Raw genomic sequence first — 13,151 nt, forward strand, 5'->3', positions numbered from 1 at the left:
GTATACAGGAAATGTGACAAATGTGCGAGTCCGACAGTGGCGGAAACAGGATGCCCGACGGCACGACGAACAGCGGCCCGGACCGGTTTTCTCAAAAAAATCAGCAGGTTCCCGCAAACCTCGAGACGAAATACTCCGCCGACGCAGGCATGAAATTGTCGGGAACGTCCTGGCCGTCGGTCAGGTAGGCGAGCGGAAGCGCCGTCCGATACAGGAGGGAAACGAGAGGTCCGATCGTGTCTGTTTCGTCGACCTTGGTGAAGATCAGTTCGTCGAATCCGACCTGCTGGAATCTCCGGACGGTGTCGTGCATATCCGAATACTTCGTCGTCGCGGAGAGAACCAGGTAGGTCCTGATGGCTCCGAAAAGATTGATGAAGTTTCTCAGATTCCCGAGCTCGACGGCGTCTTTCGGGCACCGTCCCGCCGTGTCGACGAGAATGATGTCCTTGTCCTGATGGCGCTCGAGGGCGGGAAGAACGTCGTCCGGTTCGTAGAGCACTTCCATGGTGGCGTCGATCAGATTCGCATACTGATCGAGTTGTTGCGTGCCTCCGATGCGGTAGGTGTCGAGCGTGAACAGTGCAACGGATTTCCGGTCTTTCATGTTCAGGGCGTACGTCGCCGCCAGCTTGGCGATCGTGGTGGTCTTTCCGACGCCGGTCGGCCCGATGAGGGCGAAGATCTGGGGACCGGGGCGCGTCGGCTGCGGATGCGGCGTGAAATGAAGAAGCCGTTTCAACCATTTCGCGGTCTCGTCGAAAACGATTTTTTCGTTGTGGATGGACAACGGCGGCAATTCCTTGCCCAGTCTCTCGATGAATTCGTCGATGATCTCGGCCGGGAACTCCTGGTTCTGGAACTGGCGCTTCAGGTGCATCAGCCCGGCGGGAATCGTCGCGGCCTGCGTCTCGAGGGTCTGACTGGCGGAGGTTTTCATGTCGCGGATGAGGGTGAACAACTCGTTGAGCCTCTGCTCGAGTGCGTTCAGCGAAGACCTGTCCGTGGTTTCGTCGGCCGGTGGCCGGATCGCGGAGGCCGCGGCCGCTCGGGGCGTCGGCGCCGGCACGGTGGGGGCGGCTGGCTGTTTGTTGTTGCGATGCTTGATGATGGCGTCGAGGAGTTCGAGGGTCTTCGCCGTCTGCTGGGCTTCCTCTTCGATGCGCTGGGAATGCGGCTCGGCCATGCCTTCCTGATTCGAGCGGATTCCGTGCACACGGCGAAGTCCCTGTGGGCCGGTATGATGTGACTTTGTCGTGCTCGTATCCGCCCGCGGTCGCTGGGGCGCGCCGGAGGATGCCGGATAGGCAGCCGTTCGGGACGACAGCACGGGCTTGTGGGGCACCGGAGCGGCGGTGATTTCCTCTGTGGGGACCGGCCGTACTGGGGCGGAGACAACGGGAGGCTCTTTTTTGTCCCGCGTTGCGGCGACGGTCAGTTCGACTACTTCCCGGGAATAAATACCTCCCCATATTTTCTGGGGAACCGTCTTGCTCTGGATGATGATCAGATCTTCACCCAGCTCCATGCGGGCCTTCAGGTGCGCCTCGTGATACGTGTCGGCGACGAATTTCTGGATCATCATGCCCGCACGCCCCCGTTGAAGAATTTGGCGAGCCTCGTCAGGAATCCTTCCATGCCCTCGCCGGTCTGTTCCTCTTCATACGTTTCATGGAACACTTCCGTGACGAGCTGGCGGATGCGCTGGGCGGCCGGAGACATCGGCGAAAACAGCAGCAGGGGGGTCTGCTGGCGGACCGCAAGATACATTTGCGAATCCTGGGGGATACACCCGAGATTCTTCACGGGAAACCGAAGAAACTCATCGGCGACTTTCGAAAGGCGGTCGTGGACGAACGCGCCCTCCTGGTCGTCGGCGACGCGGTTGACGAGCACCGAGAGGTTCGCCTCGGGGCGCGACTGGCTGATGACCTTGATGATGCCGTAGGCGTCGGCGAGGGCGGTCGGCTCGGGGGTCGTGACGACGAAGATCTGGTCGGCCGCAAGGCAGAACGAGATCACGTTCTGGCCGATGCCCGCGCCGGTGTCGATCAGCAGGTAGTCCGCCTTGTCCTCGAGGAAGCGCAGTTGTTCGAACAGCCGCTTCGCGCGGTCGGGCGGGAGATGCGCGAGTTCGCTGATGCCCGAGCCGCCGGCGATGATCTGGATGCCGCGGGGGCCGGGAATCATGATCTGGTCAAGGGTCAGATCGCCGGTTACCACGTCGGTGAGATTGTGCTTCGGCCGGATGCCGAACACCACGTCGATATTGGCCAGTCCCAGATCGGCGTCGAGGATGATGACGCGACGGCCCGCCTGAGCCAGGCAGATGGCCAGGTTGGCGACGATGTTCGTTTTTCCCACGCCGCCCTTGCCGCTGGCGATGGTTATCGTTCTCGCTATTTTTCTGCCCGCCTGCCGGGGCCGGCGCGACTCGAGTCGCTTGAAGACATACGGCTGGATCTGCCGCTTCGTTTCGGCGATTATGCTCTCGATCGGTTTTTTCACTGAATCGCTCATCGACGGTCTTCCGGTGCGGGATACAGCACTCGCTCGGCGAATGCGCGGAGAAAATCGTACATGGGAACGACCCCGGGCTTTTTTTGGAACGGCCCTTCTCTCGAGGTCGGGGTATTTTGGATGATGCCAGAAAGTACCACCCCGAGGGGGGGGAGGTCAAGAGATAAAAATTGTTTTGCAACCGTGCGGACGCGCTCGAGGGCATGATCCGAAATAATCTCGTCGCCTGCAGGCGCCTCTGCGAGCGAAATCGGAGAAAAATATCCCGAGAGGTGCACGGATTTCACGGCTTCGTAACTTTTCAGGACGGCCTCGGGATGCCGGGGCACGAGGACCAGGGCCGCGTCCGTCGCCTGGAGGAGCGGCAGGTGTGCACGGAAATCCGGCATGGGAATCGTGATCCAGATCTCGGTGCTGCTTGCGAACAGTTTCTGGATCTGCCGCAGAAACCTGATCCGGTCCGGGACGGGACGGGCCTGCAGCGCGAGGGGGGACGGTTGGCGCGGCAGCACCGTCAGCGGGCCCGCGGCGGAATCCGTGTGGATCATCAGCGGAAGCCTGTCGGACCCGTCCGGAAGCGACGTCGCCGCGGAAAGCGTCGCGGCCTGATCCCAGACGGTGGGGGGGCGCCTGCGATTCGTCAGGGCCGGAAGCCAATTCTGCAGAGGCGGGATGCGGGCGCCGGGGGCGTCCGGGACGAGGATGGCGATGGCCGCGAACTTCGTCGGGGACGGGATCGAGGAGAGGAACTCCTCGGGCCCCGGAAGTTGTTCCGGCGCCACGGTGTCTATGAGCCGCTTCAGCTCTCTGAGAGATTGGGCTTGGTCAGGCATGGGTGCTCTCGTTCATCCTGTCATCAGTTGAGGGAGATGAGTCCCGTGGACTGTAATTGTATTGTCGTTGGTATTTCATTGTAGGAGAGGATCGTCAGCCGCGGCGCCATCCGCTCGGTGAACCGCTTGAGGCAGAGGCGGAGGGCGGCGCTGCAAAGCAGGATCGGCGAGCGGCCTTCCTGCATCACTTCCTCGATCCGTTCCTTGATCTTCCCGAGAAGGTTCGTGGCGATCTTCGGGTCGAGAGCCAGTTGGACGGAGCCTTCGACCTTCTGCAGGGACTGCGTCAGCAGCTGCTCCAGCCTCGGATCGAGGGAGATGACGTTCAGCATGCCGGCCTGGTCGACGAGGCTCTTGCAGATATGCCGGGAAAGCCCTTGACGGACGATCTCGGTGAGGGAATCGGCCTCCCGGATCCCCTCGCAGTCGGCGAGCGACTCGAGAATCGTCACCATGTTCCTGATCGAGACCCCTTCGCGGAGCAGGTTCTGAAGCACTTTCAGCAGCAGGGAATGGGTGACGACTTTGGGAATGACGTCGTCCACGATGAGCGGATACGAGGCTTTGACCGATTCGAGCAGCGACTGGAGTTCCTGGCGGCCGAGGATATCGTGGGCGTTTTTCCGGATGACTTCGGTGAGATGCGTCGCGATGACCGTCGACGGATCGACGACCGTGTAGCCGGCCATCTCGGCTCGCTCGCGCCCCGACTGGGAAATCCAGATCGCCGGCAGGCCGAAGGCCGGCTCGACGACTTCGATGCCCGTGAGAGGCGAAGTGACCGTCCCGGCGTTCATCGCCAGGAGTTGGTCGGGAATGATCTCGTAGCGGTCGACTTCGACGCCCTTGATCTTGATCACATACACCGACGGCGGTAATTGTATATTGTCGCGTATGCGAATGGGTGGAACCACGAGGCCGAGGTCGATCGCGATCTGCCGGCGGATCAGCGTGATGCGATTCAGCAGGTCCCCGCCCTGGTTCGAGTCGACGAGCGGGATCAGGTTGTAGCCGATTTCGAGCTCGAGCTGGTCGATCGAGAGGAGGGACGAAACGTCCTCGGGCTTGGTCGGCGTCGCGGCGGCTTCTTTCTTCTCGTCGTCGGCCTTCTGCTGGATTTCCTCCTCGGAGACGGTGTGCGTGATCCAGGCGATGGCGCCGAACACGGCGCTGAGGAAAATGAAGCTCGCCTTGGGAAGTCCGGGGATGAGGCCGAGAAAGCCCATCATGATGGAGGCAACGCCGAGGACCTTCGGATTCGAGACGAGTTGCTGGGTGAGTTCGACGCCGAGATTCGATTCGGAGCTTGCCCGGGTGACGACGAGACCTGATGCCGTCGCGATCAGAAATGAGGGAATCTGCGTGACGAGCCCGTCGCCGACGGTGAAGAGCGTGTAGGTCTGGAGCGCGTCCATCAGGGACTCACCGCGCATCAGCACGCCGATGACGAAGCCGCCGATGACGTTGATGATGATGATGATGATGCCCGCGATCGCGTCGCCCTTGACGAACTTGCTGGCGCCGTCCATCGCCCCGTAGAAGTCCGCTTCCCGTTCGATGTTCCGCCTGCGGCGGCGCGCCTCGTCGTTGTCGATGATTCCCGCGTTCAGGTCGGCGTCGATCGACATTTGCTTGCCTGGCATCGCATCGAGGGTGAAGCGGGCCGCGACTTCCGCGACGCGTTCCGAGCCCTTCGTCACGACGACGAACAGGAAGACGACGATGATCGAGAAGATGACCGCGCCCACGACGTAATTGCCGCCCACGACGAAGGTGCCGAAGGATTTGACGATGCTGATTTTCGCCCCTTCCCCCATCAGGATCAGGCGGGTCGTGCTCACGTTCAGGCCCAGCCTGAACACGGTCGCAAGTAGGAGAAGACTCGGGAAGACCGAGAACTCGAGGGCATCCTTCGTATAGACGGACACCAGGAGAATGATGAGCGCGAGCGCGATGTTCAGGGCCAGCATCACGTCGAGGACGAACGCCGGCAGGGGAACGAACATCATGATGATGACCGATACGAGGCCGATGGCAAACAGGACGTCGCGATTCTTCAGCACTTCCACCATCGCGATGTTGTCCAGCAGCCTGTTGGGCTTCTTGTCGGCCATAGATTACGCAACAGCTCCGCAGGATGAGGGGGCGTTTCTTCGGGGCACGTCGCATGACGATACGCCGTGCATCAGATTCACAGGCACGGTCGCACTCCTGCCGGCGCAGATGATTTCCCGGTCAGGCCGCCTGATACTGGCCCTGCCGGTGCAGCTGGGCCAGGATTTCGGCGACCGCCTGAAACAGTTCCTGGGGAATTTCATCACCAACATCTACCATCTTATGGAGTTGTCTCGCAAGAGGCTTGTTCTCGATAACGGGCACGCCGTGCGCCGCCGCGATTTCCTTGATCTTCTGTGCGATCAGGCCTGTTCCCATGGCGACGACGGTCGGCGTATCGATGCCGGCCGCCTTGTCGTAGCGCAGAGCGACCGCGATGTGGGTCGGGTTCGTGACGACGACCGTGGCTTTCGGCACTTCCTCCATCATCCGCCGCGATGCCAGTCTGCGCTGCCGCTCGCGGATCTTCGCCTTGACCTTCGGATCGCCTTCCCGCTGTTTGTATTCCTCCTTGATGTCCTCCTTGGACATCTTGAGATTCTCTTCATATCGCCATTTCTGGAAAAACCAGTCGCCGACGGCGACGGCGAGCAGGAGGAGGATGATCTTGAGCGACATGGAGAACAGCAGCTTCATCAGCAGGGTCACCGAGGGCACCGGTTCGAGCTGGACGAACCGGACCAGGAAGGGAAGCTGATCCCGGAGCGTCGAGTAGGGGATATATGCGACGACGACGATCTTCAGGATCGACTTGACCAGCTCGGCGATCATTTTCCAGGAAAAGACGTTCGAGAGGCCCGAGATCGGGTTCAGGCGCTCGAGATCCGGAACGAACGGCTCGAGGGTGAACAGGAACCCGACCTGCATCAGGTTGACGGCGGCCGCCGTCAGCATTACCACGAGTAGCACGGGGGCCATCGATTTGAGGATGACCACGACCGTCTGGTTCATCAGGAGGAGGGCGTGGGGCAGGGTCAGCTCGGTGCCGATAAGATTTTCGAACGTATATTTCATGTAGTCGCCCCAGATGGCGACCATGTCGGGGCCGTATGCCTTGAGCGTCATGAACGCGGCGAGCAGGACGATGACGGACTCGAGATCCTGGGATTTCGGAACGTTTCCGCGCTCCCGCGCTTCCTCGCGCCGCTTTTCGGTCGCGGGCTCGGTCTTCTCGCCCGCGAACAGCTGCAGGTCGAAGGGCAGTTCGGTGAACTTCAGCTTCAGTTCCGTCATCTCGCCATCGTCCCGATGAAGGTGGTGATCTGGGAGACGCTGTCGCCCAGGATCTTGATGATGAGGTCCATGATCGGCCCGAGGAGAAGCTTGAAGGTGAACAGGCCGATGACGATCTTGAGCGCGAATCCCACCTGGAAAATGTTCAGGCGGGGCACGGTACGGGCGATGATGCCGAGCGCGACGTCCCCGACCAGAATCACGGCTATCACGGGAAATGCGATCTGGAGACCCAGAAAAAAGATCATGACGGATATTTTCACGATCTCGGATATCTGGCCGCCCTGAAGCACGAGACCGGAAAGGGGAACGAGGTCGAAACTTTTCGCGAACGTCCCCAGCAGCAGCAGGTGCCCGCCGAGGATCAGGAACAGCAGCGCCATGAAAATCTGCAGAAATTCGCTGACGATAGAGACGCTTTTCGACGACTCCGGGTCCGTGACCTGGACGAACGAAAAACCGATCTGCATGCCGATCAGTTCGCCGGCGAACTTGAAGCACTCGACCGACATCAGGACGACGAACCCGATCGTGAAGCCCAGGGCCAGCTCGCGTATGATCATGAGCCCGTATCCGGGAACAGACAACTGCGGAAGCACCTGGGTCGCATGAAGATGGGGGAGCAGGAGCGCCGAGCAGAGGGCCGAGAGCCCGGCCTTCACGCGCATCGGGATGACGGACTCGCCAAACACGGGCACGTTGAGAAAAAAGCCGGAAAACCGGACCATCCCGATCAGAAACAGCCCGACGTAGGAGAGAAAATCCGCTTCGGTCATCGCGCGGCGTCAGCGTGCGAACATCTGAAGGTCGCCGAGCAGCCTGATGGTGAACGCCATCATGGTCTTGAGCATCCAGGGGCCGAACGCGACCAGGGTCGCGAAGGTCGCCAGCAGCTTCGGAATGAAGGAGAGGCTCTGGTCCTGGATCGATGTGGCGGTCTGGATGATGCTGATGATGACGCCGACGATGGTGCCGACGGCGAGCATGGGAAGGGCGACCATGAACGAGAGGTGGATCGTTTCCTTCATGATCTCCAGCAGGGTGAATTCGGTCATGCGTTGCCCCCGAAGCTCACGACAAGCGATTTGATGACCAGGTTCCAGCCGTCCACCATGACGAACAGCAGGATCTTGAAGGGCATCGAGATCATGACGGGGGGCAGCATGATCATGCCCATCGACATCAGCACGCTCGCGACGACCAGGTCGATGATCAGGAACGGCAGGTAGATGATGACGCCCATCTGGAACGCGGCACGAATCTCACTGGTGATGAACGCCGGGATCAGCGCCATCGTGCTGAGCTCGTTCCTCGTTTTCGGCTTGGCGCCGCCCTCCATTCCTGCGAACAGCTTGAGATCGGCCTCGCGCACGTGCTGGAACATGAAGTTCCTGACGGGCTTGATGCCGCGGTTATACGCCTCGATATAATCGATCTGCCTGTTCGTGAAGGGCACCACGGCCTGCTTGTAGACCTGGTCGATGACGGGCGACATCGTGAAGAAGGTGATGAACAGCGCCAGGCCGATGAGAATCTGGTTGCTCGGTTCCTGCTGGGTCGTCAGGGCGCGGCGGACGAAGTTCAGCACGATGAGAATCCGCGTGAAGCTCGTCAGCATGATCAGGATCGACGGCGCGAGGCTGAGAATCGTCAGGAGCAGGAGGACCTGGAGCCCCGTCCCGATCTGGCCGCGTTCCCTGGATGGATCTATATCGACGCGTATTCGCGGTATGGGAAACGGCGTGTCGGCCGGTTCAATTTTCTCGACCCGCGTCCTGTCCTCGACGTCGATTTTCGCGCGCGGGTTCGCTGGATTCCCGGCCTGCGCGTGGAGAGCGCCGGAGCAGAGCATCAGGGTTGCCAGGACGAGAAAGACGACGAGGCTTCGTGCCCGTGCGCGGTGAAGAAAGTCTGTGCAGTATGCACGCCACGACATGTCGGGAATGAAACTCCTGTGCGCTGGGGTGGAAAAAGGGGCACGGCAAATCGCCCCCTCTGTTTATACACGATACCCGGGCGCGATGACAAGTGGGGCGCGTAAGCCCGCGTGCGCCTATGGCCGGCCGTCGTCGTCCGAATCCGGGCGGCGGAGGATCATGTCCTCCATTTTACGGATGCGTTCCTGCGCCTTCCTGGTGTGGTCGGCGAACGAGACATCGGACGGCTCCTCCGGGGCGGACGTGTTCTCAGAGGCCGGCTTCACGGCGCTCCGCTTCAGAAAGGCGAACACCTTGTCGAGGCCCGGCACCGTAGGTGCCCCGCCCGGCTGGATGCGGAGCGAGTCGATGAGAGCGCGGTCCGTGATCTCGCACAGCATCGAGATGTGATGCTCCGTTACCCCGAGCACCAGGATACGCCCCATGATGTCGACGATGTAGATGAACCGGCGGCCGTCGATCGGAAGAATGCCGAGCGTGCGCCCGCACGCCGTCCCCGACAGGCCGTGCCGCTTCTGGAGAACCCATGTCACGGCGACGATCATTCCCACGATCAGGGCGAGCGACGTCAGGATGCTGAGAGTCGTGGAAACCGGATCGGGGTCGTTCAGAAACGGGGATGCGGCGGTCGTTTCCCCGCGGGAAAACAGAGGCAGGTCCGTCGATTCGCTTGCGGCGGCCACGGCGAACGCGCTTCCCTGAGAGGTCGCGAGGGCGGGCGGAGGAGCCGAACGGTCCGGCCTCGCCGCGTCCGATGCCGTGCCGGCGGCGTAAGATATTGACGAAAATAAAATGAAGGCAAATAAAAAAAGCCCGGCAGGCCGGAGCGCGGCGATCATCGGATGTCGCGGCTCAGCGGAGGGCTTTCTGCACAGCTTCGAGGACGCGGTTCGGCTGGAACGGCTTGACGATGAAATCCCGTGCGCCGGCCTGGATCGCATCGATGACCATGGCTTGCTGGCCCATGGCGCTACACATGATGATCCGGGCGGAGGCGTCGATGCCCTTGATGGCGCGCACGGCGTCTATCCCGTTCATTTCCGGCATCGTGATATCCATGGTGACGAGGTCGGGCTTCAGCTTCTGATACATCTCGACGGCTTCTTTTCCGGTCTGGGCCTCGCCGAGAACCTGATACCCGTTTTTCGTCAGGATATCCTTGATCATCATGCGCATGAAGGCCGCATCATCAACGATCAGTACGGTCTTCGACATAGGTCAGAGAGCCTCCTTAGAGTGCCTGAAGCCTGTCCTGCGGGTTCACGATACTCGTGATCCTCACCGCGAAATTCTCATCTATGACAACCACTTCGCCTTTTGCGATCAGCTTGTTGTTCACGAAAACCTCGACGGCCTCACCCGCGAGTTTGTTCAACTCTACTACAGAACCTATTCCCAATTCAAGCACATCTTTGATGAGCATGCGGGTGCGCCCGAGTTCGACCGTGATCTGCAGGGGAACGTCGAGCAGCAGGTCGATGTTCGACTGAAGACCCATTCCCATGGGCATCTGGAGCATGCCGAACTCTGCCGGCGTTCCGTGCATCGAAGGCATGCCGGGCATGCCCATCCCCGGCATCCCCATCCCGGGCATGCCCGGCTGCATGGGAATCCCCTGCATTCCCGGCATCCCCTGCATTCCCGGCATCCCTTGGGGAGCGGGGCCGCTCATGGGGGTAGGCATCGGGCCCGGCATGGCACCCGGCATTCCCATTCCCGGCATCCCCATTCCCCCCATCGCGGCGGCAGGCATCGGGGCGGCGGTCGGAAGAGGCCCCGGCGGCGGGGGCGGCGGGGCCTTTCTCGGCTCAACCTTCTGCGGCTTGGTCAACTCCGACGCCATGAGCCTCGCGAACTCGATGGGCTGGAGCTGGATCATCTCGGTCTCGATGATATCGCCGATTTTCACGCGGAACCCGATGCGAAGGAAGTGCGCCTCGCTTCCGAAATCCGGCATCGGCGGCGGGGTGACGGCAAACGTGACCATCTCGACCTGGGGCGGGGCGATGTCGACCCGCTTCTTGAACACCTCGGACAGGGTCGTGGTCGTCTTGCCCATCATCTGGTTCATCATCTCGCCCACGGCCGACTTGTGCATGTCCTGGAACTGGGCGTTCGAGCCGTCCTGCCCCATCATCAGGTCCCCGATGATCGCGGCGATCTGTTTCTTCAGCAGGAGGTAGGAGTTCCCGTCGAACCCTTCGACGTAGGCGATCTTGGCGATGATGAACTCCTCGTCGCCGCTTTCCGAGGCCAGCGTGCCGTAGCTGATGACACGGATCTGTTCGAGATTGATCTCGACGGGCTTGTTGAGCAGCATCTGGACGACGGAGGACGTGGCTCCCAGGGACAGTTTCGCGACCTCGGAAAGCTGCGCGATCGCTTCCTGGGAAATCAGATCGGCAACGCTCTTGCCGCCGCTGCCGCCGGAAGCCGGTGCCGGGGATGCGCCGCTGTCTCCTGCGCCGCCGCTGTGAAGCAGGGCGTCGATTTCTTCTTGCGAGAGTAGATCAGTCACAATTCGTCCTCCTCGTGGCTGCTCAGAAGCTGGGTGATTGATACGGCCATCTTTTTACCCACGATGCCGGGGCGGCCACGAAATTTCACACGATTTCCCACACGGATGTTCAAATCTTCCTTCACGAGTTGGTCCAGGACGAGAAGATCGCCCGGCTGGAGGGTCAGGACGTCCTGCAACGTCACCGTCTGCGTGCCGAGCTCGGCGACGACGGGCAGGTTCACGGCCTTGACCTGGCTGGTGATCGCATCGTAGTTCGTCGTCAGCGGTTCCTTGCGGACGGCCGCGAACCAGGAGGCGGCGTTGAACTTCGAGGCGATCGATTCGACGGTATTGTAGGGAATGCACAGCGTCATCGTGCCCGTGACGTCGTGGATCTTGATCTCGATGACGACGGAGAGCACCATGTCGTTCGGCGGCACGATCTGCGCGAACTGCGGGTTGGACTCGATCAGCTCGATCGAAGGGGAGAGATCGACGACGTTGATCCAGGCCTCGCGCAGCCGCTCGAGAATGATGCGGTTCATCAGTTTGTGCATGATCTGCTTCTCGACGTCGGTCAGCTGGCGAAGCGTGCCGAGGGGCGTTCCGTTGCCGCCGAGAAGCCGGTCGAGGATCGTGAAGACGACGTTGAGATTGATGTCGATCAGGCCCTTGCCGTCGAGTCGTTCGGATTTGAAGGCGGCGATGAAGGTCGGCGAATAGATCGAACGGATCAGCTCCTCGAACGTCAGTTGATCGACCGAGATGATCGTCGCCTGCGCGTAGGCGCGGAGCTGGGTCGACAGATCGGTGCCGACGAGGCGCGCGAAGGTCTCGTGTATCAGCTGGATCGTTCCGAGCTGTTCCTTGGAGAACTTCGTCTGGCGCTTGAAATCGTAGATTTTGCCCTTCTTGGGCTTTTCACGCTCGGGCTTTCCCTCGCCTCCGACCGCCCCTCCGACGGACTCGACGCCGCCCGCGGCCGCAGGCTTTTCGGCGGCTCCGCCGCCGGTGTTCAGGGCCGATAACAGGGCGTCTATTTCGTTCTGTGATAAGGTGTCGACCATGCCGGTTCAGCTTTCATGAATGCCGAAAGCCGCCGTAGAAGGCGGCCCGGTCCCGAACGTCGTTTCGTCGTTGCGCGATGCGTGTGAACAAACTCGTTTTCTTGCCTCAGTTGATGAGAAATACCGGTATAAATATTTTCACGATGCGGCTTTCGGAAGAGGATTTTCCGAGAATCGCGTTGAGCTGTTTCTCGATGTCCTTGTGCAGGAAATGGTCGATATAGTCTTCCTTCGCGCGCTGGATGTTCAGCTTCATGAGGATCGTCGTGACGGCGTCACGAAGTTCGCCTTTCCGCTCCTCGAGCTCCTTTTCGAGATTGCCGATATACCCGATCTCGACTTCGATCTTGATGTAGTGAAGTTCTTCGTCGCGGGTCGTGGCGGTGAACTCTCCGAGCGAAAACCGTCCCATTTTCGGGGCCGTCTGGATCTGCTCCTGCGTCGGAGGGGCGGGTTCGTGGGCCGGACCGCCGCCCTTCGCCTTCTTGCTGGTCATCCAGGCGATGCCGACGACGATAAGGATGAGTGCCAGAACGGCGACTCCGATCAGGATGTATTTGGTTTTAGGTGACATGTCTCACGATCCTATCATGCTCAAAATAAGCCGTCAATGCCGTTTCCCGTGATTTATGCACGCGGTGCCCGGATCATGCCGCCGGCATTTCCGGAGGCCGCCTGGAGCGGATCTGGGGCAGTCTGTAGAAGATCAGACGGCGATACCTGATCACCCGTTTCCGGACGAGATCGCTCGTCTCGCGGACCATGTAGGTTCGTCCGTTCGTCAGGGTGATGACGGTGTCGGGCGTGGTTTCGATGTTTTCGATCAGCTCGGGATTCAGGAAAAAAGAGCGACCGTTGAGACGTGTGAGTCTGATCATGTCGCTCTCCTTCCGCTGATTTTCGAAGGCGCCGGTATGGGCGAAGGGACGGGGCGGGGCCGACCGGC

Annotated in this window: 14 protein-coding genes; all 14 read right to left on the reverse strand. The window is 60.7% G+C overall.

The annotated features are described in order from the left end of the window. Window positions 1-100: 100 nt before the first annotated feature. Window positions 101-1,585 carry a flagellar biosynthesis protein FlhF gene (flhF, locus tag PLU72_07655; protein ID HOT28050.1) on the reverse strand — a complete coding sequence of 495 codons (1,485 nt, stop codon included), beginning with the start codon at window positions 1,583-1,585 and terminating at the stop codon, window positions 101-103. Next, window positions 1,582-2,520 carry a MinD/ParA family protein gene (locus tag PLU72_07660; GenBank protein HOT28051.1) on the reverse strand — a complete coding sequence of 313 codons (939 nt, stop codon included), beginning with the start codon at window positions 2,518-2,520 and terminating at the stop codon, window positions 1,582-1,584. The genes flhF and PLU72_07660 overlap by 4 nt, the downstream gene beginning before the upstream one ends. After that, the gene (locus PLU72_07665; protein HOT28052.1) at window positions 2,517-3,353 is read right to left on the reverse strand and encodes a hypothetical protein; all 837 of its coding nucleotides are present in this window, start codon (window positions 3,351-3,353) and stop codon (window positions 2,517-2,519) included. Before PLU72_07665 ends, PLU72_07660 begins: the two co-directional genes overlap by 4 nt. Window positions 3,354-3,376: 23 nt before the next feature. Beyond that, on the reverse strand, window positions 3,377-5,467 hold the full coding sequence (flhA, locus tag PLU72_07670) for a flagellar biosynthesis protein FlhA (GenBank protein ID HOT28053.1): 2,091 nt from the start codon (window positions 5,465-5,467) through the stop codon (window positions 3,377-3,379). Between the two features lie 121 nt (window positions 5,468-5,588). Beyond that, window positions 5,589-6,701, reverse strand: coding sequence for a flagellar biosynthesis protein FlhB (gene flhB, locus PLU72_07675; protein ID HOT28054.1), 1,113 nt, complete (start codon window positions 6,699-6,701; stop codon window positions 5,589-5,591). Further along, window positions 6,698-7,477 carry a flagellar biosynthetic protein FliR gene (gene fliR, locus PLU72_07680; GenBank protein ID HOT28055.1) on the reverse strand — a complete coding sequence of 260 codons (780 nt, stop codon included), beginning with the start codon at window positions 7,475-7,477 and terminating at the stop codon, window positions 6,698-6,700. The genes flhB and fliR overlap by 4 nt, the downstream gene beginning before the upstream one ends. 9 nt (window positions 7,478-7,486) lie before the next feature. Further along, window positions 7,487-7,756, reverse strand: a complete 270-nt coding sequence (locus PLU72_07685) for a flagellar biosynthetic protein FliQ (protein HOT28056.1) — start codon at window positions 7,754-7,756, stop codon at window positions 7,487-7,489. Continuing rightward, entirely contained in the window at window positions 7,753-8,637 is an 885-nt protein-coding gene (gene fliP / locus PLU72_07690) for a flagellar type III secretion system pore protein FliP (GenBank protein HOT28057.1), read from the reverse strand. Before fliP ends, PLU72_07685 begins: the two co-directional genes overlap by 4 nt. Window positions 8,638-8,754: 117 nt before the next feature. Then, the gene (locus PLU72_07695) at window positions 8,755-9,477 is read right to left on the reverse strand and encodes a flagellar biosynthetic protein FliO (GenBank protein ID HOT28058.1); all 723 of its coding nucleotides are present in this window, start codon (window positions 9,475-9,477) and stop codon (window positions 8,755-8,757) included. Window positions 9,478-9,490: 13 nt separating this feature from the next. Continuing rightward, window positions 9,491-9,853, reverse strand: a complete 363-nt coding sequence (locus tag PLU72_07700) for a response regulator (GenBank protein HOT28059.1) — start codon at window positions 9,851-9,853, stop codon at window positions 9,491-9,493. Between the two features lie 16 nt (window positions 9,854-9,869). Beyond that, complete coding sequence (gene fliN / locus PLU72_07705) at window positions 9,870-11,156, reverse strand: flagellar motor switch protein FliN (protein HOT28060.1); 1,287 nt, start codon at window positions 11,154-11,156, stop codon at window positions 9,870-9,872. Then, entirely contained in the window at window positions 11,153-12,205 is a 1,053-nt protein-coding gene (gene fliM / locus PLU72_07710; GenBank protein ID HOT28061.1) for a flagellar motor switch protein FliM, read from the reverse strand. The genes fliN and fliM overlap by 4 nt, the downstream gene beginning before the upstream one ends. Before the next feature lie 106 nt (window positions 12,206-12,311). Next, complete coding sequence (locus tag PLU72_07715; protein ID HOT28062.1) at window positions 12,312-12,779, reverse strand: flagellar basal body-associated FliL family protein; 468 nt, start codon at window positions 12,777-12,779, stop codon at window positions 12,312-12,314. Window positions 12,780-12,852: 73 nt separating this feature from the next. Continuing rightward, window positions 12,853-13,083, reverse strand: a complete 231-nt coding sequence (locus tag PLU72_07720; GenBank protein ID HOT28063.1) for a flagellar FlbD family protein — start codon at window positions 13,081-13,083, stop codon at window positions 12,853-12,855. Window positions 13,084-13,151 lie beyond the last annotated feature (68 nt).

The sequence above is a fragment of the Candidatus Ozemobacteraceae bacterium genome (assembly GCA_035373905.1).
GTDB lineage: Bacteria > Muiribacteriota > Ozemobacteria > Ozemobacterales > Ozemobacteraceae > MWAR01.